The organism is Micromonospora endophytica (assembly GCF_003236305.1).
GTDB classification, from domain to species: Bacteria; Actinomycetota; Actinomycetes; order Mycobacteriales; family Micromonosporaceae; genus Micromonospora; species Micromonospora endophytica.
This window is the reverse complement of sequence record NZ_POTX01000011.1, coordinates 1-23045: the sequence shown is the minus strand read 5'-3', so window position 1 is coordinate 23045 and position 23045 is coordinate 1. Positions and strand designations below refer to the sequence as shown.

Annotated in this window: 17 protein-coding genes; 5 read left to right on the top strand and 12 right to left on the bottom strand. The window is 72.5% G+C overall.

The annotated features are described in order from the left end of the window. Nucleotides 1–226: 226 nt before the first annotated feature. The 12 genes from C1I93_RS03065 to C1I93_RS03010 all read right to left on the bottom strand — a co-directional run bounded on the left by C1I93_RS03065 (nt 227) and on the right by C1I93_RS03010 (nt 15294). Nucleotides 227–1612, bottom strand: coding sequence for an alkaline phosphatase family protein (locus C1I93_RS03065; protein ID WP_181444992.1), 1386 nt, complete (start codon nt 1610–1612; stop codon nt 227–229). After that, entirely contained in the window at nt 1609–2847 is a 1239-nt protein-coding gene (gene eboE, locus C1I93_RS03060; RefSeq protein WP_111241666.1) for a metabolite traffic protein EboE, read from the bottom strand. Before eboE ends, C1I93_RS03065 begins: the two co-directional genes overlap by 4 nt. Continuing rightward, nucleotides 2847–3698, bottom strand: coding sequence for a TatD family hydrolase (locus C1I93_RS03055; RefSeq protein ID WP_111241665.1), 852 nt, complete (start codon nt 3696–3698; stop codon nt 2847–2849). The genes eboE and C1I93_RS03055 overlap by 1 nt, the downstream gene beginning before the upstream one ends. Next, nucleotides 3698–5269: an EboA domain-containing protein gene (locus C1I93_RS33170; RefSeq protein ID WP_111241664.1), complete on the bottom strand. Its 1572-nt coding sequence runs from the start codon at nt 5267–5269 to the stop codon at nt 3698–3700. Before C1I93_RS33170 ends, C1I93_RS03055 begins: the two co-directional genes overlap by 1 nt. Continuing rightward, the gene (locus C1I93_RS03045) at nt 5266–6219 is read right to left on the bottom strand and encodes an SCO3242 family prenyltransferase (RefSeq protein ID WP_111241663.1); all 954 of its coding nucleotides are present in this window, start codon (nt 6217–6219) and stop codon (nt 5266–5268) included. Before C1I93_RS03045 ends, C1I93_RS33170 begins: the two co-directional genes overlap by 4 nt. Further along, nucleotides 6203–7363 carry an inositol-3-phosphate synthase gene (locus tag C1I93_RS03040; RefSeq protein WP_111241662.1) on the bottom strand — a complete coding sequence of 387 codons (1161 nt, stop codon included), beginning with the start codon at nt 7361–7363 and terminating at the stop codon, nt 6203–6205. The genes C1I93_RS03045 and C1I93_RS03040 overlap by 17 nt, the downstream gene beginning before the upstream one ends. Before the next feature lie 500 nt (nt 7364–7863). Then, nucleotides 7864–9039: a Gfo/Idh/MocA family protein gene (locus C1I93_RS03035; protein WP_420811736.1), complete on the bottom strand. Its 1176-nt coding sequence runs from the start codon at nt 9037–9039 to the stop codon at nt 7864–7866. A gap of 55 nt (nt 9040–9094) precedes the next feature. Continuing rightward, on the bottom strand, nt 9095–10138 hold the full coding sequence (locus tag C1I93_RS03030) for a substrate-binding domain-containing protein (protein ID WP_111241660.1): 1044 nt from the start codon (nt 10136–10138) through the stop codon (nt 9095–9097). A gap of 94 nt (nt 10139–10232) precedes the next feature. After that, entirely contained in the window at nt 10233–11354 is a 1122-nt protein-coding gene (locus C1I93_RS03025) for an ABC transporter permease (RefSeq protein WP_111241659.1), read from the bottom strand. After that, complete coding sequence (locus C1I93_RS03020) at nt 11351–12928, bottom strand: sugar ABC transporter ATP-binding protein (RefSeq protein WP_111241658.1); 1578 nt, start codon at nt 12926–12928, stop codon at nt 11351–11353. The genes C1I93_RS03025 and C1I93_RS03020 overlap by 4 nt, the downstream gene beginning before the upstream one ends. Nucleotides 12929–12950: 22 nt before the next feature. Next, nucleotides 12951–14129, bottom strand: a complete 1179-nt coding sequence (locus C1I93_RS03015) for an ROK family transcriptional regulator (RefSeq protein WP_111241657.1) — start codon at nt 14127–14129, stop codon at nt 12951–12953. Between the two features lie 139 nt (nt 14130–14268). Continuing rightward, complete coding sequence (locus tag C1I93_RS03010; protein WP_111241690.1) at nt 14269–15294, bottom strand: YihY/virulence factor BrkB family protein; 1026 nt, start codon at nt 15292–15294, stop codon at nt 14269–14271. 677 nt (nt 15295–15971) lie between these two features. On the opposite strand from C1I93_RS03010, the gene C1I93_RS03005 reads away from it, so the two are divergent. The 5 genes from C1I93_RS03005 to C1I93_RS02985 all read left to right on the top strand — a co-directional run. Continuing rightward, nucleotides 15972–18218 carry a TRAP transporter permease gene (locus tag C1I93_RS03005; RefSeq protein WP_420811733.1) on the top strand — a complete coding sequence of 749 codons (2247 nt, stop codon included), beginning with the start codon at nt 15972–15974 and terminating at the stop codon, nt 18216–18218. Then, a complete protein-coding gene (locus tag C1I93_RS03000; protein WP_111241656.1) occupies nt 18215–19234 on the top strand; it encodes a TAXI family TRAP transporter solute-binding subunit in 1020 nt (339 codons plus the stop codon). Before C1I93_RS03005 ends, C1I93_RS03000 begins: the two co-directional genes overlap by 4 nt. 63 nt (nt 19235–19297) lie before the next feature. After that, on the top strand, nt 19298–21661 hold the full coding sequence (locus C1I93_RS02995) for a sensor histidine kinase (protein WP_111241655.1): 2364 nt from the start codon (nt 19298–19300) through the stop codon (nt 21659–21661). After that, the gene (locus tag C1I93_RS02990) at nt 21658–22050 is read left to right on the top strand and encodes a roadblock/LC7 domain-containing protein (RefSeq protein ID WP_420811732.1); all 393 of its coding nucleotides are present in this window, start codon (nt 21658–21660) and stop codon (nt 22048–22050) included. Before C1I93_RS02995 ends, C1I93_RS02990 begins: the two co-directional genes overlap by 4 nt. Before the next feature lie 104 nt (nt 22051–22154). Next, a partial coding sequence (locus C1I93_RS02985; protein WP_438819575.1) for a TAXI family TRAP transporter solute-binding subunit occupies nt 22155–23045 on the top strand: 891 nt, incomplete at its 3' end.

Below are 23045 nucleotides of genomic sequence, written 5' to 3'. Positions count from 1 at the left end.
CCTTCCTGACGAGGAATTGCCAGGGCGGGCGCGCGCCGCCGCGCCGAACGCCGTAGCGGGGGAATGTCGTCAGGCACCGTGCCCGGTCGGCCCTGACCACTGGTTCACTCGCGTGAAACAAGCCAGTGTTAGCGATGACATTAAATTAGGTATGTCAATGTGTCCATACCTTCCGCCCGCCAGGTAATGACTTTCGTCAATATGATCGAAAGTCCGGCGTCATTCGTCAGGACCCCGTCAGGCCGGCCAGCTCCAGCAACAGTCCCTTGACCTCCGTGGCGGCCACCCGCTCCCGGGCCACCGACGGGTCGGAGCAGAGCAGCACCGGGGCGTCGGCCGGGTCGGCGGGCAACCGCCCGTGCGACCCCCGTACCGCCCGCGCTCCGGCATCCAGCCCGACCACACTCATCAGATAGCGCATGCCCAGTTTCTTGCGGGCCAGCGCGACAGCGGCCCGCCGTTTCGCCGCGCCCGGCGCGGCCGGGTCGAAGAACAGCTCCGCCGGGTCGTACCCGGGCTTGCGGTGGATCTCCACCAGCCGGGCGAAGTCCGGGGCGTTAGCGTCGTCGAGCCAGTAGTAGTAGGTGAACCAGGCATCCGGCTCGGCCACCAGCACCAGTTCACCGGCACGCTCGTGGTTCAGCCCGTGCGCCGCCTTGCCGGCGGCGTCCAGCACCTCGGCCACCCCGGGCAGCGCCGCGCAGAGCTTCGCCACCGCCGGCACATCCGCCGGGTCGCGTACGTAGACGTGGGCGATCTGGTGGTCGGCGACCGCGAACGCCCGCGACGTCCACGGGTCGAGGTACTCCATACCGGCCTGGGTGTGCACCCGCAGCAGCCCCTCGGCGCGCAGCAGCCGGTTCACGTCGACCGGCTGGGAGACGTCGGTGATGCCGTACTCCGACAGCACCACCACCGTGGCGTCCCGGGCCTGGGCGGCGTCCAGCAGCGGGGCGAGCACGCCGTCCAGCTCGGCCGCGGCGGCGGCGGCCTGCGGCGAGGAGGGGCCGAAGCGTTGCAGGTCGTAGTCCAGGTGCGGGACGTAGACCAGGGTCAGGTCGGGTGCGGAGTCGGCGAGGATCTGTTCGGCGGCTCGGCAGATCCAGCGCGACGAGGGCATTCCCGCGCCCGGCCCCCAGTAGGTGAACAGCGGGAAGGTGCCCAGCCGCGCGGTGAGCGCGTCGTGCAGTTCCGGCGGATCGGTGTAGCAGTCCGGCTCCTTGCGCCCGTCGGCGTGGTAGACCGGGCGCGGGGTGACCGTCCAGTCGACGTCGGCGCCCATCGCGTACCACCAGCAGACGTTCGCCACCGTGTAGTCCGGCCGGACCCGGCGGGCCGCCTGCCACAGCTTCTCGCCACCGACGAGCGCGTTGTGCTGCCGCCAGAGCAGCACCTCACCGAGGTCGCGGAAGTACCACCCGTTGCCGACGATGCCGTGCTCGGCGGGGAGCGCCCCGGTGAGGAACGTCGACTGCACCGAGCAGGTCACCGCCGGCAGCACCGTGCCCAGCTCGGCCCGGAATCCGGCGTCCGCCACCGCACGCAGCCGGGGCATGTGCGCCAGCAGGCGCGGGGTCAGCCCCACCACGTCCAACACCACCAACTGGGTCATGCCGTCACCGCCGTTGCAGTTGGGGTCAGCCCGAGGGCGACCAGTTCGTCACGGGCGAAGGCCAGTTCGGCCGCGATCCCGGCGGCCAGCTCCGCGTCGGTGCGCGGGCGCCGCGCCGCCGGCAGCACCCCCCAGGTGTACGTCTCGACGTCGAAGTGGTCGCAGCCGGCGTCGGGACCGGTGAGCAGCCCGGCCAGCGCGGCGCGCAGCACCGGCAGGGTCGAGCCCAGCGGCGGCTCGGGCGGGGCGTGCAGCGGCACGTGGTAGTGCACCCGCCACGGCCCGGGCAGCGCCGCGTCGAGCGCCCCGTCCAGGTCGTCGGCCGCCCACCGGGGATCCGCCGGATCAGACCGCCGCGGTTCCCCGCCGGCACCGTCGGCCGAACCGACCCCGCCGGCACCGTCGGCGCAGTCGGCGGTGCGGGTCTGGTGCAGGAAGCGGGGCTCGACCCAGCGCCGCAGCGCGGCGGCGTCACCGGCCGGGTCGGTCGCCTCCAGCGCGGCGGAGACCTGCACCTTGACCACCGGCAGGCCCGCCGTGGCCAGCCGCTCCAGGGCGGCGGCCGGCTCCTCCCAGGCACAGGCGAGGTGGGCCAGGTCCAGACAGATGCCGAGTCGTTCGACGTCCACTCCGGAGAACGCGGCCACCGCCTGCGCGCTGCTCTCGACCACGCAGCCGGGTTCCGGCTCGAACCCGACCCGCACCGGCCGGCCGGTGTCCCGCTGCACGGCGGCGAGCCCGGCGGCGAGTTGGTCGAGCCGGCGACGGGCGGCATCGGCCCGGCTGCCGTCCCACGGCGTCCGCCAGGCCAGCGGCAGGGTGGAGACCGAACCCCGGGCGGCGTCGTCGGGCAGCAGGTCGGCAAGCACCCGGGCCAGGTCCAGGGTGTACGACAGCCGGTCGGCGGTGGTCCAGTCCGGGTGGTAGACCGCGCCCTTCACCACCGGGGCCTGGAAGGAGGCGTACGGGAAACCGTTGAGGGTGACCACCTCCAGGCCGCGTACGGTCAGCTCGGTGCGCAACCGGCGGCGGGCGTGCGGATCGGCGGCCAGCTCGGCGGCGACCGGGGCGGCCAGCCACAGACCCAGGCCGAGCAGGTCGGTGCCGAGCGCCGCGCGCACCGGCACCGCGTACCTGTCGAGCTGGTCGAGGATGCCGGTGAGGTCCTCGGCCGGATGCACGTTGGTGCAGTAGCCGAGGTGCACGGTACGCCCGCCGGGGTGCCGCAGCCGCATCAGCTGCCGCCGCGCAGGATCGAGTTGCCGGCGAAGGTGGCGTCCGGTGCCTCGATGTCGCTCAGGTCGAGCCGTCCGGACTGCCCGTAGAACTCCACCGGGTTGCGCCAGAGCACCTGGTCGACGTCCTCGTCGGTGAACCCGGCCTGCCGCATCGCCTCGCCGGTGGCCCGGGTGAGCAGCGGATCCGAGCGCCCCCAGTCGGCGGCGGAGTTGACGAGCATCCGTTCGGTGCCGTACTCCCGGAGCACCTCGACCATGCGGGGCGGCGACATCTTGGTGTCCGGGTAGATGGAGAAGGCGAGCCAGCAGCCGGTGTCCCGGACCTGCTTCACGGTCACCTCGTTGAGGTGGTCGAGCACCACCCGGCCCGGTTCGATGCCGGACTCGGCGACCACCGCGAGGCTGCGCTCGACGCCACGGGCCTTGTCCCGGTGCGGGGTGTGCACCAGCGCCGGCAGGTCGTGCGCCACGGCCAGGGCGAGTTGGGCGGCGAAGGCGGCGTCCTCCTCGGGGGTCATCGAGTCGTACCCGATCTCCCCCACCGCGACCACGCCGTCCTTGTCCAGGTAGCGGGGCAGCACGTCGAGCACCGGCCGGCAGCGCGGGTCGTTGGCCTCCTTGGGGTTGAGCGCGACGGTGGCGTGGTGGCGCACCCCGAACTGCCCGGCCCGGAACGGCTCCCAGCCGACGAGCGAGTCGAAGTAGTCGGTGAACGAACCGACGTTGGTGCGCGGTTGGCCCAGCCAGAACGCCGGTTCCACCACCGCCCGCACGCCCGCGGCGGCCATCCGCTCGTAGTCGTCGGTGGTGCGGGACGTCATGTGGATGTGCGGGTCGAAGATTCGCATCACGCCTCCCTGGAGTGCGGTTGGCCGGTGGCGGTCAGCCCGGCCGGCGGCCCGATGGTGGTCAGCCGGTCCAGCAGCTCGGTGGCGTCGGTGGGCAGGCTCCGGCCGGCGGCGTGCCGCTCGGCGGCGAGCGCGGCGAGCATTCCCGCCAGCTCCGCGTCGGCGCGTTCGTCGAGGTCGGCCAGCACGGCCAGCGCTACGCCGGTGAAGACGCACTTGAGCACGGCCTGTCGCCAGGTGGCCTGGTCCAGATGTTCGGCGTACGGGCCGAGGGCCGCGGCGATCAGCCGGGTGTCGTTGGTGCGCAGCGCGTCGTGCAGCAGCGGCACCCCGGCCGCGCCGACCGGCAGCAGCGGCAGGGCCTTGAGCACGGCCCGTTTCTCGGCGGCGTCGCCGGTGCGGTAGAGCGTCTCGGCCTGCTCGGCGTGCTCGGCTGGCAGGGTGGCCAGCAGCAGCGCGCGCGCCGCCTCGTCGGCCGTCCAACCGGGCAGGTCGGGCAGGTCGGCCCGGCCACAACGCCGGCCGGCGGCCGGGAAGTATCGGCTGATCGCCGCCGGCTGCGCCGCGACAGCGTGCAGCGCCGCCGTCAGCCAGGCCGGATCGGGTACGTCCGCAAGCGCCGCCCGGAGTGCGTCAGGTGTCATGGCCGTTGTCACCCTTCGTGTGCCGCCGTTACTGGTGCCGCCGTGAGTGGTGCCGCCGTTACCGGTGTCGCCGACGGCGGCGGCGCGGAGGAAGGCCAGCGAGCGGGCGGCCACGGCCGGGGCGGCGTGCGAGTGCCGGGGCAGTTCGACAGCGACCAGCCCGGCGTAGCCGACCTCGCGCAGCGCGGCCAGCACCGGCGGGAAGTCGATCTCACCGGTGCCGAATTCCAGGTGCTCGTGCACGTCCCGCCGCATGTCGTCGATCTGCACGTTGACCAGGTGCTGGCCCACGTCCCGGACGCAGTCCGGCACCGGCTGCGGCTCCAGGCAACGGCAGTGTCCGATGTCGAGGGTGAGACCCAGGGTGGTCGGCCGTCCCAGGGCGGCGTGCAGCCGACGCCAACCCGCGATGTCCTCGACGAGCATCCCCGGCTCGGGCTCGAAGCCCAGGGTCACGCCGGCGTTCTCGGCCTCCTCGACCACCGTGGCGCAGCCGGCCACCAGGCGCTCCCAGGCCACGGCCGGCGGGACGTCGTCGGGCCGGACCCCGGCCCAGAACGAGACCGCCTCGGCACCGAGGTCGGCGCCGATCCGCACGGCGCGGCGCAGGAACTCCACCCGGCGGGCCGGGTCGTCGTGCAGCAGCGTCGGTGCGTGCTTGTGCCACGGGTCGAGCAGGTACCGGGCCCCGGTCTCGATCACCACCGCGAGACCCAGCGCGGCGAGGCGGCGGCCCACGGCGTCGACCCGGCGGGCCAGCTCCGGCGCGAACGGGTCGAGGTGGTCGTGGTCCAGGGTCAGCGCCACGCCTGTGTAACCGAGGTCGGCGATGACCGCGAGCGCGTCGTCGAGGCGGTGGTTGGCGAACCCGTTGGTGCCGTACCCGAACCGTAGGCCGCCATGGTCGGTGGGGGTGCCGGCGGTCATGTCGGGGAGACCTTCCGGGCCAGTCGTCGGCCCAGCGGCGCGGCCGCCGCCACCGCCAGCCCGAGCACGCCGGTGCCGGCCCGTGCGGTCAACGCACCCTGCAACGCGGGCAGGCCGGTGATGCCGGCGCCCACCGCCGCGCGGACCCGGTCGGCGGTGGGGGTGGCGACCACCCGGGCCTGCGCGCCGCCGTAGCGGGCGGCGTACCAGCCGGCGAGGACGGCGGGCAGCGCCGCCGTCACCGCATCGACCGCGCGCCGGCCGGCGCCGGAGCGGTCGGCCGGGCCCGTCCGGGCCGGGACACCGCCGGTGGCCGGGCCAACGGGCCGGTGCGGTCGCGGTGGCCACTGTGGTAGCGCGGCGCTGGCGGCGACCAGAGCGGTGCCGGCGAGGGTGCGTCTCGGCAGCACGGAGTCGCCGCCGTCGACCTCGCGGCGAGACAGGGCGGTGACGGTCCAGGTGTGCGCGGCCACGGTGAGCGCCGCCGGCAACGCCCGCGCCGGTCGACCGGCGGCGGCACCGAGCAGCACGTCCAGCCCGCGGCAGGCGGCCATCACGGCCGGCCCGGCGGCGGTGTTCTTGGCCGCCAGGTCGTACCCCCAGACGGCGGCGGCCAGCGGCAGCGCGACGGCCGCGGCCCGCCGGCCACCGGCTGCGGCGGCCAGCCCGACCCCGGCGGCGGTCAGGCCGGCGGCGAGACCTACCGCGAGGCCGGGGCTGACCCGGCCGCTGGGGATCGGCCGCTCCGGGCGTTCGACCGCGTCCAGCCGCCGGTCGGCCCAGTCGTTGGCGGCCATCCCACCCCAGTAGAGCAGCACCGACGCGGCGGCCAGGGCCGGCGTACGCCGACTCAGCGCGCCCGCCGCGGCGGCACCGGCGATCACGTCACCGGGCACCGAGAGGGCGGCCGGTGCCCGGACCAACTCGACGAGGTCAGCCATGCCTGTCATCGGTGCCTCCGGGGTCCAGCCGCTGGGCGAACGCGCAGAGCCGGGTCCACTGCTCGGCGAGCGAGTGGGTGTCGGCGTCGAGCGGGTCCTTGAAGAAGAAGGCGAGGTCGGCCAGGGGGCCGGTGTGGCCGGCGGCGTGCGCGGCGGCGGTCAGCCGGGCCAGGTCGAGCACGAGTGGAGCGGCCAGTGCCGAGTCACAACCGTGCCAGGTGAACTCCAGGCGCATCCCGGTGCCCAGGAAACCCGCGAACGTGATCAGATCCCAGGCGGTCTTGAAGTCGCCGAGGCTCTCGACGTAGTCGATGCGGGTGTCGCCCTGCGGCAGGTAGCCGAGTGTCTCGCCGAGCACCCGCTGCTTGCTGCGGACCTTCGCGGCGTTGGCCGCCGGGTCGGCGAGCGTGGCGCCGTCGCCGCCGCCGAGCAGGTTGGTGCCGGACCAGGAGCGCACCTGCAGGTTGCGCATCGCGAACATCGGGGCGAGCACCGACTTCAGCAGGGTCTCGCCGGTCTTGCCGTCGTGCCCGGCGTACGGCACCTGGTGGGCCTCGGCAAGCGCGACCAGGGCCGGCAGCCGCAGGCCGGTCGACGGGGTGAAGTCGACGTACGAGCAGCCCGCGGTGACCGCCGCGTACCCGTACAGCGAGCTGGGCGGCAGCACCTCGTCGGGACCGGTGAGCGCGGCGTGCAGCGCGTCCGGGTCGGCGTGTCCGGGATGCGGCTGGCACGCCGGTTCGGTGGCCGCGACGTTCACCACCACGACCCGGGCCAGCCGGTGCCGGTCACGGAACTCGGTGAGGTCGCGGACCAGGGCGGCGGCCCGGTCGGCCTGGCTGCCACCGGTGGGAGCGGGGCGTAGCTCCCGCTCGACAGTGGCCAGTTCCTCGGTCAGCGCGGCGACCAGCCGGGCCGGCAGCACGCCGGCGTCGGCGAGCGCCTCGGCGCGTTTGGCCAGTGGGGTGGTGACCACGTCGTGACCGCCGAAGACCAGATCAGCGAAGGCCGGCAGGGCCGGCCCGCGCACCCCGGGCAGCTCGGTGACGCAGCCGGTCGGCCCGGTCAACCCGGCCCGCAGGGCGAGCGCCCCGACGATGCTGGTGGTCGCGACCGAGCCGCGTGCTCCCACCAGCCAGACACCCGTACGCATGGCGCTCCTTCCCGGTCGGGGAATCCGGCCATCGAGTTACATCAATATCAGAGAATGTTTCCGAAAGATATCCTTTGTGCGGAGACGCCCCGTCCGCCCGGCTGTCCCGGCGGAAAGCTCACCGGTCGGCGGCGAGGTCGGCGGCGACGCCGCCGACCGGTGTCCCGGAACCTGCCGGGACGGACGGGGCTGACAGGCAGGGGTGGTCGGCGTCGCGCCCCTGCCTGCTCCGTACCCGGCCGGTCGCGAGTTGACGCAACCGACCGGACGACTCGTCGAAGGCGGACCGCCTGCCAGGCGGCTGAGGTCTCTGCGGTCGCCAGGACCGCTGGGCGTCGGCCCTCCGGTGCGGCCGGGGAATCCCGGTCCGGCCCCACCGGAGGGACCGCACGTTCGTGCCACCGGACGACCGCCCGGCGGCACGGCCTCCGGTACCGACCTCGTACCCGGCCGCGGGGCGCAACCGCGGCCGGCCCTCGCCGGTCGGCACCGGAGGTGGCTCAGGCGGCTGTCGTCGCCAGCGCCGGCTCGATCACGGTCCACGAGGAACCCTCTTCGGCCGACCGGACCACCGCTTCCAACACCAGTTGCACCTGCAACGCCTCGGCGAAGGAGGGGGTCGGATCCCCGCCGGTCGCCACCGCCTCGATGAAGTCGCGCATCTGGTGGGTGAAGGAGTGCTCGTACCCGATGATGTGCCCCGGCGGCCACCAGGCCGACAGGTACGGGTGCTCGCTCTCGGTCACCAGGATCCGGCTGAAGCCCTGCTCGGCGGCGGGTCGCGTCGCGTCGTAGAACTCCAGTTCGTTGAGCCGTTCCAGGTCGAAGGCGACGCTGCCCAGCGACCCGTTGATCTCCACGCGGAGAGCGTTCTTACGCCCGGTGGCGAACCGGGACGCCTCGTAGGTGGCGAGCGCGCCGCCGTCCAGCCGGGCCAGGAAGATGGCCGCGTCGTCCACGGTGACCGGGCCGGTGGCGGCGCTGCCCCCGTCGGCTTGTGCAGCCAACCCGCTCGACTCGGCCGGCAGCGGCCGCTCCTTGACGAACGTCTCGGTCACCGCGCTCACACCGGTGATCCGCTGACCTGTGACGTACTGGGTCAGGTCGATGATGTGCGCACCGATGTCACCGAGCGCGCCGGAGCCCGACACCTCCTTGCGGAGCCGCCAGACCAGGGGGAACTGCGGGTCCACGATCCAGTCCTGCAGGTAGGTGGCCCGGACGTGGCGGATCTCGCCGAGCCGCCCCTCGGCGACCAGCTGGCGCATCAGCGCCACCGCCGGCACCCGCCGGTAGTTGAATCCGCACGCCGAACGCGCCCCACCAGCCCGGGCAGCGGCCGCCGCGGCGGCCATCTCCCGCGCCTCGGCGACGGTGTTCGCCAGCGGCTTCTCACACAGCACGTGCTTGCCGGCGGCCAACGCGGCCAGGGCGATCTCGGCGTGACTGTCACCCGGTGTGCAGATGTCGACCACGTCGATGTCCGGCCGGGCCACCAGCTCCCGCCAGTCCGTGGTGTGCTCCGCCCAGCCGAGCCGGTCGGCGGCCTCGGCCACCTTCCCCGGATCCCGGCCGCAGATGAGCGTCATCCGGGCCCGCGCCGGCAGGTCGTACACCCGGTTCACGGTGCGCCACGCCTGCGAGTGCGCGGCGCCCATGAAGGCGTAACCGACCATGCCGATCCGCAGTTGGTTGTCGTTCGTGGACAAGGTGGGTCTCCCCCCGGTCGTGTCAGAACCCGAGCTTCATGTAGTCGCTCGCGTTCTCCTTCGTGATCGTTTCGGAGGCGAGGACGATCTCCTTGGGCACCTGGAGTTCCACCAGGTCGCCCATGCCCCGGCCCTGGCCGATCAGCCGGGCCAGGGAGATCGCCGAGGAGGCCATCGACGGGCTGTAGGTCACCGTGGCCTTGAGCACCGTGTTGTCGGCCTGGATGTCCTCCATCGCCTTCTTCGAGCCGGCACCGCCGACCATGAAGAACTCGTTGCGGTTGGCCTGACTGATCGCGGCCAGCACGCCGACGCCCTGGTCGTCGTCGTGGTTCCAGATCGCGTCGATCTTCGGCAGGGCCTGGAGCAGCTGGGCCGCCTCCCGCTGCCCGGTGTCGACGGTGAACTCGGCCGCCCGCCGGTTGGCCACCTTCAGGCCGTGCTGGGCGAGGGTGTCGTTGAAGCCCTTCGTGCGCTCCTGGGTCAGCTCCAGAGCGTCCATGCCGGCGATCTCGGCGATCACCGGGTTGCTGACGCCCTTGGCCTTGAGCTGCTCGGCAATGAAATTGGCCGCCGAGACGCCCATGCCGTAGTTGTCGCCCTTGATCTGCAACCGGTATGCCTTGGCGTCCGGGAAGGCCCGGTCCAGGTTGACCACCGGAATGCCGGCCGCCATCGCCTCCAGGCCGAACGAGTTGAGTTCCTTGCCGTCGAACGGCAGCAGCACGATCACATCCGGCTTCTGGGAGATCAGCGTGGACAGCGCCGCCCGCTGGGCCGCCGCGTCCGCGCCGGCCTCGACCGACTTGAGCTCCACATCGGAGTACGCGCCGGCCTGCGCCTTGGCGTTGTTGGTGATCGCGGCGATCCAGCCGTGGCTCTCGGCAGGCGCGGAGAAGCCGATGGTCACCTGCTTGCCGGGTTCGGCGTTGCCGCCGCCGTCTGCTGCCTTGGTCTGTGCCTCGGTCGGTGTACTGCTCTCGTTGCTGGTACAGGCCGAGAGCAGTACGCCGGCACCGACGGCCGCCCCGCCGAAGAGCAGCCGGCGGCGACTGTGCTGAGTCATGACGACCTCCTGGGGTCAGGTGGTGGAGAGGGATTTCGGGTGTGCGATGCCCGGCCACCGTCGTGACTGCGGGTGGCCTGGTGGAGAAGGGTGTTCAGCTGGTGGTCAGCCGGTTGCGGCGGAAGAACAGGGAGAGACTGCCGAACTGGACCTGCTGGATCAGGACGGCGGCGACGATGATGCCGCCCTTGACCATGTTCTGTGCCTCGATGGAGAGGCCGTTGATCGCGAAGAGGTTGGTGATGGTGGCGAAGATGATCACACCGAGCAGGGAGCCGATGATGGTGCCCCGCCCGCCGCTGAGCAGCGTGCCACCGATGATCACGGCGGCGATCGCGTCCAGCTCGTAGAGGTTCGCCATCCCCGCCTGGGCCGAGGTGGCCTGGGCGGTGAGCATGATGGCGGCGATGCCGCAGCACAGCCCGGAAAGGGCGTAGAGCAGCAGGGTGTGCCGCTTGACGTCGATGCCGGCCAACCGCGCGGCCTCCGGGTTGCCGCCGACGGCGACCGTACGCCGACCGAAGGTGGTGCGGTTGAGCAGCACCCAGCCGGCGATCACCACCGCGGCCAGGATGTAGACGAGCACCGGGATGCCGAGCAGGTTGGTGCTGGCGATGCCGTTGATGGTGCTGTTCTGCGAGATCTGGGTCTGCTTGTCGGAGATCTCGGCGGCCAGCCCGCGAGCGGCCACCAGCATGGCCAGCGTGGCGATGAAGGGCACCAGCCGCCCGTACGCGATGAGCGTGCCGTTGACCAGGCCGACCGCCACCCCGACCACGATCGCGGTAAAGATCATGCCGCCGGCGCCGAAGCTCTGGGTGGCGACAGTGGTGCACCAGACCCCGGCCAGCGCGACGATCGCCCCGACCGAGAGGTCGATGCCACCGCCGATGATCACGAAGGTCATCCCGACGGTGACCACCCCGACCACCGAGGCGAGCTTGAGGATGCTGAGCATGTTCGCCCAGACCCAGTCCGGATTGGAGTAGAGATCGGAACGGGTGGCCGCGCCGATGGCGAAGAGCGCCACCAGCACCCCGACCAGGGCGAGATTGCGACGAGCGCCCTCACCACTGTCCCCGTGCCACCAGGAGAGTCGGCCGGTGGCCGCCGCGTGGCTCGGCGTTGCGTGTGCTCCGGCCGCCTCGGTCTCGGCCGGATCCACCGGCGGTGACTGCGCCGGCAGCTGGGTCGTGGCGGGGGGACTATCGGTCATGCCGGTGCGCCTTCCATCAGGGACCCCGCCATCACGAGGTCGAGGACGGTGTTCTCGTCGAGTTCGCCGGCCTGGGCCGTCCGGACGACCCGCCCTTCCCGCATCACCAGCACCCGGTCGGCCAGACCGAGCACCTCGGGCACCTCGCTGGAGACCAGCAGCACCCCGACACCCTCGGCGGCGAGCTGCCGGATCACCTGGTACAGCTCAGCTCGGGCGCCGACGTCCACCCCCCGGGTGGGCTCGTCGAGCAGCAACAGCTTGGTGCCGCCGAGCAGCCACCGGCCGACCACCACCTTCTGCTGGTTACCGCCGGAGAGGGTCCGCACCGCCCGCCGGACGTCGCGCGGCCGCATCTCCAGGCTCTCGGCGATCCGGTCCGCCTCGGCCTGCTCCCGCCCGGCGTCGATGAACCCGAAGCGGGCATAGCGGCTGAAGGTGGCGAGCGTGACGTTGCGGTAGATCGGTTCACCGAGCAGCAGCGCCTGGCTCTTGCGTTCCTCGGGCGCCATGCCCAGGCCGGCCCGTACCGCCGCGCCGACACTGCCCGGCCGAAGCGCCCGGCCGGCCATCCGCACGGTGCCCGACTCGGCCCGGCGGGCGCCGTAGATGGTCTCCATCAGCTCGGACCGGCCGGAGCCGACCAGCCCCGCGATGCCGACGATCTCCCCGGCCCGGACGGTGAGCGACACGTCGGCGAACTCACCGGCCCGGGTCAGACCCTCGACCTGGAGCAGTTCCTCGCCGAGGGCGCTGCCCTCGGGGCGGTCCGGGAAGACGTACTCGATGGTCCGGCCGGTCATCCGGGAGACCAGCTCGCGGGTCGGGGTGTCACGGGCCGGCAGATTCGCCGCGGTGGTCCGGCCGTCCTTGAGGACCGTCACCCGGTCGCCGATCTCGCGGATCTCCTCCAACCGGTGGGAGATGTAGATGACCGCGATGCCCTGGGCGGTCAGCTCACGGATGATCCGGAAGAGGTTCTCCACCTCGTCGTGGGCGAGCACCGCGCTCGGTTCGTCCATGATGATCAAGCGGGCTTCGTGGGAGAGCGCCCGGGCCATGCTGACCACCTGCTTGCCGGCGGCGGGCAACGCCCGGACCATCCGGCCGGGCGGGATCTCGGCGTGCCCGAGCCGGCCGAGGATCTGCCGGGTGTGGCGGGCCATCTGCCCTCGGCGGACGAACCCGAGGCGGCGCGGCTCGTGACCGAGGAAGGCGTTCTCCGCCACCGAGAGATCCGCGACCAGGTCGAGTTCCTGGTAGATGGTGGCGATCCCGGCGCGCATCGCAGCCTGCGGGTTGGCGAAGCTGACCGGCTGACCACGCCACTCGACCAGGCCCGAATCCGGCCGGTGCACCCCGGCGAGCACCTTGATCAGGGTGGACTTGCCGGCGCCGTTCTGCCCGAGCAGGCAGTGCACCTCACCCGCGCGTACCTCCAGCTGCACACCGTCGAGGGCGCGTACGCCGGGGAAGGTCTTGACCACGTCGGTGAGCCGCAGCACCACCTCGCCCGCGACGGTGTCGGCGGGTGCCTCCACCAGTGGAGCACCGGAGTCCGGTTGTTCACTCATGACGATCCTCCACTCCGCTCAGTCATGCCGCTTCGCCGAAGGCCAGGTCGCTGGCGAGCACGGCGGCGCCGGCCACGCCCGCGCGTGGACCCAGCTCGGAGAGCACGACCGGCAGGTTGCCGGTGGCCAGGGGCAGCGAGCGGCGGTAGACGACGCTGCGGATCTCGGCGAGCAGCACGTGCCCGAGCTGGGCGAGGCCGCCGCCGATCACGATCATCGACGGGTTGGTGAAGCTGACCAGTCCGGCGAGGACGCTGCCGACCCGCCGCCCGCCCTCACGGATGAGCTGGATGCATGTCACGTCCCCCTCGCCCGCGCCGGCCGCCACGTCCAGGGCGGTGAGCGTGCCGCGCTCGGTCAGCCGTTCGGCGAGCGCCGGCGAGGTGCCGGCCCGCGCCGCGGCGGCGGCGTCCTTGGCCAGTGCCGCGCCGCTGAACAGGGCCTCCAGGCAGCCGGCGTTGCCGCACGAGCAGATCGGGCCGTGCGGGTCGACCTGGATGTGGCCGATGTCCCCGGCGCAACCGTCGGTGCCCCGGTAGACCTCGCCGCTGAGGTAGATCCCGCAGCCGATGCCGGTGCCGATCTTCACGAAGAGGAAGTCGTCGACCGAGTGCGCCACCCCGCCGTGCCGCTCGCCGATCGCCATGATGTTGACGTCGTTGTCCACCACCGCCGGGCAGCCGTGCTCGCGGGTGAGCAGCTCACGGACGGGAAAGCGGTCCCAGCCGGGCATGATCGGTGGAGACACCGGCACCCCGTCGCGGAAACTGACCGGCCCCGGCACGCCGATGCCCACCGCGTTGAGCCGGTCGTACGCGCCGTCCACCCGGGCCTTGTGCAGCAACTCGTTGACCCGCTGGAGGGTGGCCTTGGGGCCGGAGCGGATGTCGGCCGGCTCGGCGTACGCGACCACCGGCTCCAGCCGGCCGTTGACCACCTCGACGTCGATGGAGCTGGCGCCCAGGTCGACGGCGGCGAACCGCAGGTGCGGACTCAGTTCCACGAGGGTGGAACGACGCCCGCCCCGGGAGGCCGCCTTGCCCGCCTCGGCCACGTAGCCGAGCGCGACCAGCCGGTCCAGCTCGGCGAGCAGCCGGGGGCGGGGCATCTGCAACCGGTCGGCGAGCTCGGCCCGGGACAACGCACCCTCGTCACGGAGCAATCGCAGCAGCCGGACGTGCAGGGGGTCGGTGGTATGCACGGCTCACCTCTCCACCGGGCTCGTTCACATCGACGACATGTCGATGAGTGGTGCCCGACACAGTAGGAGCCTTAGATGCGCGCTGTCCAGACCTTAGAGCGGATCAACGCCAACTTTTGCTGGATCTAGCAAAAGCCGCTCAATCGGCACTTCGGCCTGGGTGTGCCTCGGTACGCGGCTTGCGGTCGCCGTGGAGCTTGCGGTCGTCGCGCAGTTCGACGTACGGCTCCCGATCGGCCGGGCGCAGTCCGGCCGCGACCGCCCGAGCCCGCGCCAGTTCGGCGTCGAACTCCGCGCCGAGCAGGATCGCCACGTTGCTCAACCAGAGCCAGACCAGGAAGATGATCACACCGGCGAGCGCGCCGTAGGTCTTGTTGTACGAACCGAAGTTGGCGACATACAGCGCGAAGCCCGCAGAGACCAGCAACCAGAGCAGCACCGCCAGCACCCCACCGGGGCTCACCCAGCGGAAGCCACCCTGCCGGGCGTTCGGCGACGCCCAGTAGAGGATCGCGAACATCAGGCTGACCAGGAGCAGCAGCACCGGCCACTTGGCGATGTCCCAGACCGTCACCGCCGTCCGACCGACGCCGATGGCGGAGCCGACCTGCTCGGCGAACCGGCCGGTGAAGACCACGATCACGGCGCTGGCCAGCAGCAGCAGGCCGATCACGGCGGTCACCCCGACCCGGATCGGCAGGGTCTTCCAGACCGGCCGCCCCTCCGGCACGTCGTAGATCGTGTTGGCGGCCCGCATGAAGGCCGCCACGTAACCGGAGGCCGACCAGAAGGCGGCCAGCAGACCGACGATCGCGGCGACCCCGGCCAGCCCGCCGTTCTGCTGGGCCTGTTCGAGGGCGGCGTCGAGGATCTGGCGGATGTTCTGCTCCGGCACCGCCTCCCCGACGGTGTCCCGGACCCCCTGGGTGGCACCGGGCCCGAGCAGGCCCAGCAACGAGACCAGGACCAGCAGGCCGGGGAAGATCGACAGCACCCCGTAGTAGGTGAGCGCGGCGGCCCAGTCGGTCAGCCGGTCGTCGCTGAACTCCCGCACCGTCCGGCGCAGCGCCGCCCACCATTCGCGCCCCGACAGTTTCGCCGGATGCTCCGGCGCGTCGCGGTCGAGGTCAGAGACGTCGCGGTCCGGTCGCCCACGCTCCGGCATCTCGCGGTCGGCGTCCGGTCGCTCATCGGCCGCGGACCGGGTGGCGGCGGGCCGCCGTTGCGGATCGTGTCCGTCCGGACGGGAAGACGCGGAGCCCATCGCCCCTCCTCAAGCTCGGTGCCAACGCCTGCCTCACATGCCCGGTCAGGGACCTCGGATAACCCGCCAACACACCACTGTCGCGATCGGTCCCGCCACGGGACGCTCCCACTCCGGTTCGGGGGACGCGCGATCGCCGCGATCCCTATTCGGCGGGAAATGCGGACTCCATGGTTCCCAGAAAGACACGGTTCCATCAATTACGGGGGCCGGATCACCGAATGCGCGCACGGGCCGGGCGGGACATCCGACGGCAGGGAGCCCGGGGCTCACCGGCCGGTGACGCGATCCCCTACATGAACGCAGCGCGCGAGGATTTACACTCAGGGTAATCATGACGATAAGTTTTTACCTGGTTGAAATCGGCCTTCAGAATGCCATCGATGCCACAAAACGGGCGGGCAGGTAGCCCTCTCCCGAAGTCTCGGCCGACCCCCATCGGCACGTCCCCGCCGATCGCGAAAGGAATTCTGAATTATTCACTCCAGTGAGTGACTAGAACAAAATGAAAGTCACTCAGAGAAAGGATGATCGACAATGTTCCCAACGCGGAGCCAATTCGCGTATTGTCCCCCATCGTGTCGGCTATCCGATTCAGCGAAGATTCCGGACCCGAGGCGAAGGGCCCCCGGCCCCGCGTGGCGGAGATCGATCGGGAGACCCCCACCACGCCACCGCGCCACGACCCACCAGCGACACCGTCCACCGGCACCGACCGGCCGCCCGTGGTGGACCCCCGCGAACTGGCGACCCGGTTCGAGGAGGAGAAACCCGGCCGGACGCTCTCCGGTCCGGTCGCCGCGATCCTGACCGCCGCGACGCTGGTCGTCGCCCTGCTCGCGCTCTGGCAGGTGTTCCGGCCGCTCGCCCAGGGCAGCAAGTACTACCTGATCTACTTCCTGGCCGGCGTACTCCCGCTGGTCTTCCTGGCCTACCCGGCCGACCTGCGGCTCCCCCACCGGCTGCGCCGGTCCCCGGCCGACCTTTCCCCCGGCCGGGCCGGCGCGGTCGGCGGCGGGTCGGGCTCCGGACGCTCCGGGCCGAGCCGGGTCGACTGGGTGCTGGCCGCCGTCGCGCTGGCCGGCTGCCTCTACCCGGTGCTGCCGGTCACCCTGTTCGGCGGTGGCGGCGGCTACGACGCCTTCCTCGACCGGCAGGGCCTGCTCGTCGGCATGGACGTGGCGATGGGCACCGTCCTGCTGTTGCTGCTGCTGGAGGCGTGCCGCCGCACCACCGGCTGGATCCTGCCCGCGGTCTGCCTGCTCTTCCTGGGGTACGGCTACTACGGTGGCCTGCTGCCGCAGACCTGGGCGGTGGCCCACGCCGGGTTGGACTTCGGGCAGCTCGTGGACGCCTTCTACAACTCCGACAGCGGGTTCTACGGCACCCCGCTGGACGTGGCGGCCACGTACATCGTGCTGTTCACCATCTACGGGGCGGTGCTCGACCTCTCCGGCGCGGGCCGGTTCTTCGTGGACCTCTCCGCCGCGGCGTTCCGGCGGTCCCGCACCGCCGCCGGCCGTACGGCGGTGGCCTCCGGCTTCCTGCTCGGCACCGTCTCCGGCTCGGGCGCGGCGACGACGGTGAGCATCGGCGCGGTCACCTGGCCGATCCTGCGCCGCGCCGGCTACCCGGCGGAACGGGCCGGCGGGATGCTCGCCGCGGCCGGCGTGGGGGCGATCCTCTCCCCGCCGACGCTCGGCGCGGCCGCCTTCATCATCGCCGAGTACCTCGGCGTGTCCTACCTGCGGGTGCTCGGCTGGGCGATGGTGCCGACAGTCCTCTACTACCTCGGCATCGTGCTCTCGGTGGAGATCGACGCACGGCGCTGCGGCGTCCGGCCGGCAGCGCTGGAGGCCGGTTCCGCCTGGCGGCTGCTGGCCCGCTCCGGGTACCACTTCGCCTCGTTGCTGGCCATCGTCGGGCTGCTGGCGATGGGCGTGTCGGCCACCCGCGCCGTGGTACTGGCCACCGTGATCGCGGTCGTCCTGTCCCTGCTGGACCGGCGGCACCGACTCACCCCGGCCCGGCTCGTCGCCGCCCTCTCCGGCGGCGTACGCGGCGTGCTCGCCGTCGCCGTGGTGTGCGCGGCGGCCGGCATCATCACCGCCACCACCACCAAGACCGGCCTCGGCCCGCAGGCCGCCGCGTTACTTGTCAACGCCGCCGGCGCGGTCAGCTCCGAACCGGCGGTGGTGCTCGCCCTCACCGCCCTGCTCGCCGCCGTGGCGCTCAGCCTGCTCGGTCTGGCCGTACCGGTCACCGCGTCCTTCGTGATCGGTTGGGTGATCATCGGTCCGGCCCTGCTCGGTCTCGGCGTCCACGCCCCGGCCGCCGCGATGTTCGTCTTCTACTTCGCGGTGCTGTCCGAGGTGTCGCCGCCGACCGCGCTGGCCGCGGTCGCCGCCGCCGCGGTCACCGGCGGCCGGGTGGTGCCGACCATGTGGCACACCCTGCGGTACGCGCTGCCGGCGTACCTGATCCCGCTGGCCTTCGTGGTCACCCCGACCGGACTCGGCCTGCTCGGCATCGGCGGCCCGCAGCGGATCCTGGTCGCCACCGCGGTCACCGCCCTCAGCGTGGCGGTGTTGGCCGTCGCGTCGGGTGGCTGGCTGCCCGGCGTGGGCCCGGCCGGCGTTCCGGAGCGGGTGCTCGGCGCGATCGCCGGGCTGACGCTGCTCTGGCTGGAACCTGTCCCCGTCGCGATCGGCGTCGTGCTGGCCGGCGTCCTGGCGGCGGGTGTGTACCTACGACGCGGATCTGCCGGGGCCACCGGCGGAACGCGAGCCGGACAACCGGCACGACCTGGGAAGGAGCAAGAGTGAGACGGATCGACGTGCGGTTCGCGGCGGGGCTGGGAGCCTTCGCCCTCGTCGCGACCGGCGCCGCTGGCTGCGGGGGCCGTCAAGGCGCCGCCGCCACCGACGACACCACGAGTGCCGTCACCTGCGAGGTGGCCGAGAACACCCGGGTGGGCATCGCCACCGGCAACGCCACCGGCGTCTACTACGTGGTCGGCAACGCCCTGGCCGGTCAACTCGCCGACAGCACCGGCGGTCGGCTGACCGGCACCGCGGCGGAGACCGGCGCCTCCGTGCAGAACATCGAACAGCTCGTCGGCGGCCAGTACGACGTGGCGTTCTCCCTGTTCGACACCGCGGTCAACGCGGTGCAGGGCAAGGAGAGCTTCACCGCCCCCCAGCCGGTCGAGGCGCTGGCCCGGATCTACGACAACTACACCCAGGTGGTCGTCCGGGCCGACTCGGGCATCGACTCGGTGGCCGACATGAAGGGCAAGAAGATCTCCACCGGCTCCCCCAAGTCCGGCACCGAGGTCATCGCCAACCGGCTGCTGGAGGCCGCCGGCCTCGACCCCGCCAGCGACGTGCAGGCCCAGCGACTCGACCTGACCAAGACGGTCGAGGGGGTCAAGGACGGCACCGTGGACGGCTTCTTCTGGTCCGGCGGCCTGCCCACCGGCGGGATCACCGACCTGTTCACCACCGCCGGCGACACGGTGAAGTTCCTCGACATCACGCCGCTGCTGCCCAAGCTGAGCGAGCTGAACCCCGCGTACCAGGCCGGCACGATCAGCAAGGACACCTACGCCACCGCGGCGGACACCCCGACCATCGTGGTCCCGAACGTGCTGCTGGTGCGCAAGGACCTCGACGCCAACGTGGCCTGCGCCATCACCCGCACCGTGTTCCAGCGGAAGGAAGCGCTGGCCCAGGCGAACCCCGCCGCCAACGGCATCGCCCTGGACAGTGCCCGCAAGACCGACCCGGTCGGCCTGCACCGGGGCGCGGTCAAGGCGCTTGCGGACCTCGGCGCGAGCTGACCGACGGCGACCGGGCCGGGTGGCGACACCCGGCCCGGTCACCCCGACCCCGGGAGAAACCCCGTGCCGCTGCCCACCCTGGCCCGCGTACGCCGGCACAACCGTCCAGCCGGGCACACCGACCGGCTCTGGTCGGTACGTACCCAACTGCTCGCACCGATCCTGGTGGCCACGGTCGGTCTGGTCGTGCTGGGCGCGATCCAGACCGGCAACGCGCTCTCCGCCTCCGCCGACGCGCACCGCGCCCGGATCCTGGCCGGCACCGCCACCGCCACCGTGTCCCTGGTCCACGAGTTGGAGCGGGAACTCGCCGAGACCGCCGCCCTGCGCCTGCGCGGCGGGACGTCCGGCCGCCCGCTCGTCGACGCCCAGCGGCGGCGCGTGGACACCGCTGCCGACCGTTACCGGTCCGCCAGTTCCGAGGCCCGTACCGCCGCGCCCGACCTGGGTCGGGCGTTGGACGGCGTGGCCGAACACCTCGACCAGCTCGACCAGGCCCGGATCGCCGCGCTGCGGGTCGACACCTCCGACGGCGTCTACGTGGCGCTGGCCGAGTCGCTGCTCGTCGTCGCCGACGCGCTGCCCGCCCAGCTCCGCGACCCCGAGCTGGCCAACCAGGCCCGCGAGGTCGCCGCGGTCACCGCCCAGGAGCATCTGGCCGCGCTGGAACGCGACCTGCTGCGGACCGTCTTCGCCCGGGGCCGCCTGGCCGAGGGCGAACTCGCCCAACTCGGCCGGTTGCGGGGCGCGCAGGAACAGCGGCAGGCCGAGTTCTCCCGGATCGCCGGGGAACCCGCGACCGCCGCGTACACCCGGCTGTTCACCGGCATCGATGTCTCCACCGCCCGGCGGATGCGCGACAGCGCGTTGAACGCCGAAACCGAACCGGCCGCGCTCGCCACCGACGCCGACGCCTGGCACGTGGCCCAGAGCGGAGCCATCCGCCGGCTCAACCTGCTGGGCCGGGAACTCTCCGACGAACTCGACAGCCGCGCCGTCGAGTTGGCCGCCGAGGCCCGCCGCCGCGCCCTCGTCACCGGCGGCTCCGCCGGGGCGCTGGCGGTGGTCTCGCTGGGCGCCGCCGCCCTGCTGGCGGTACGCACCAGCCGCCGGCTGCGCCGGCTGCGGCACGCCGCGCTCGCCATGGCGCACCGGGAACTGCCGGAACGGATCACCGCGATCTCGGCCGGCGACAGCAGCCGGCCGGAAGGCCCGGCGTCGCAGCTCACCGCCGGCATCAGCCGGGGACGCGACGAGATCGCCCAGGTGGCCGAGGCGTTCGACACGGTCAACCGGGCCGCGCTGCGGCTCGCCGGCGAGCAGGCCGAGTTGCGGATGGACGTGACCCGGATGGTCGAGGCGCTGGCCCGCCGGATCCGGACCCTGATCACCCGGCAGTTGCGGCTGCTCGACGAGTTCGAGCAGGAGGAGACCGATCCGGACGCGCTGGCTCGGCTCTTCGCGCTCGACCACCTCGCCGCCCGGATGCGGCGCAACGGGGAGAACCTGCTGGTCCTCGCCGGTGGCGAACTCGGCCGGTCACACGAGGGAACACACCTGCTGGCCGACGTCGTACGGGGTGCCGCCTCGGAGATCGAGGAGTACGCCCGGGTAGAGATCGACGTACCCACCGTCGCGGTGCAGGGCTCGGCGGTGGGCAACCTGGTCCACCTGCTGGCCGAGTTGCTGGAGAACGCCACCGCGTACTCACCGCCACAGGCACCGGTGCACGTGGACGGTCGGCGTACCGTCGACGGGCTCACCCTGCGCGTACACGACCAGGGCATCGGGGTCCGCGACGGTCGGCTGGCCGAGATCAACGAGCGGCTGCGCGCACCCGCCATGCTCTCCAGCGCGGCAGCCGGCAGCATGGGCCTGCACGTGGTGGCACACCTGGCCGCCCGGCACGGCATCCAGGTGCGGCTGCACAGCACCGGTGGCGGCATGGTGGCCCAGGTGGACGTGCCGGAGACGCTGCTCACCCGGGCCGAGGAGGTCAACGGCCGCCCCCCGATCGGCCCACGCTCCACCGCGCCGACAGCAGGCGCCTGGTTCCGGCCCCGGGGGGTCGAGTCCGCACGGGCGGTCCCGGCACCGCCCAGACTGGACCTGGTCACCGCCTCGTCGGAACGGTTCAACGTGCATCAGGCCCCGACCATGACACTGCCGACGACGTCCTGGTCCACGGCGAACGGCTCCCCACCGGCGGCGAACGGTGCGGTGCCGCCCGGCACCACGAGGGCCGGTCTGCCCCGACGGGTACGCGGAGACGGACTCCAGGCCGAACTGCACGACCTGCCGGACCAGCAGAGCGGCACCGACCTGCTCGACCCCGAGGTGGTACGGGCCCGGTTGTCCGCCCTCTCCGCCGGGGTCGCCTCCGCGACACGACGTAACCAGACGAAACCCACCGGGAGGCCCTCATGATGACAAATGTCAGCCCCGGACTCGACTGGCTCCTGGCGAACTTCGCCGAGCACGTCCCGGACGTGTCGCACGCCCTCGCCGTCTCCGGAGACGGACTGCGGTTGGCGGCCTCACCTCGTCTCTCCACCGACCAGGCGGATCAGCTCTCCGCCGTGATCAGTGGCCTGGCCAGCCTGACCGTCGGTGCCGCCCGACTGATGTCCGCCGGCCGGGTCCGGCAGCAGATCGTCGACATGGACGGCGGGGTGCTGCTGGTGATGGCGGTCGGCGACCGGGCCCTGCTCGGGGTGCTGGCCGCCTCCGGCTGCGACCTGGGCCAGATCGGCTACGAGACGGCCACCCTGGTTCAGCGGGTCGCCGAAGCCCTGGAACCGGCGGTCAGGGCATGAGTGAGCGTCGCCGAGTGGATCCGCCGCACGACACTCAGCGGTCGGGCGGTGCAACAGCCCGGTCAGGCCGAGCAGCCCGGACCGGCACAAGCCCGCGACGGCGCCTGCTGGCGGCACTGCTGGCGGTGGGGTTGGCGGTCGGGCTGACCGCCGGTTGCGGCAACGGCACCGACGAGACCCCACCGCCGCAGGCGTGGCACGACGGGCGGATCTTCCTGGCCACCGGCAACACCACAGGCGTGTACTACCAGCTCGGCGGCGGGTACGCCGACGTGATCAGCCGTCACCTGCCCGGCTACGAGGCCCGTGCCGAACCGACAGGTGCCTCCGGGGAGAACATCACCCGGCTGGTCGAGGGCGACATGGAGATCGCCTTCAGCCTCGCCGACACGGCCGCCGACGCCATCGCCGGACGTGGCGCCTTCGCCGGCCGACCCCAGCCGGTCCGGGCCCTGGCCCGGGTCTACAGCAACTACACGCACGTGATCGTCCGGGTCGACGCCCAGATCACGAACGTGGCGGCACTGCGTGGCATGCGGGTCTCCACCGGCTCACCGAAATCCGGCACCGACGTCATCGCCGGCCGGCTGCTCACCGCCGCCGGTCTCGATCCGGACCGGGACGTACGCCGGGCCCGGTTGTCGCTGCCGGAGACGGTGGCCCGGATGCGCGCCGGCACCCTGGACGCGATGTTCTTCTCCGGCGGACTGCCCACCCCGGGCATCGCCGACCTGCTGGGCGGTGCCCGGGACCGGTTCGCCCTGCTGCCGGTCGCCAACCTGATCGAGCCGCTCAGCGCCACCCACGGCTCGGTCTACACCACCGCCGAGCTGCCCCGAAAGACCTACGACACGGTCGCCGGCACCCCCACCGTGACGGTGGCGAACATGATCCTGGTCAGCGCGGACATGCCGGACCAACTGGCGTACGACCTGACCCGGCTGCTCTTCACCTACCAGTCCGACCTGGCCGCCGCCCACCTGGTAGCCACCGCC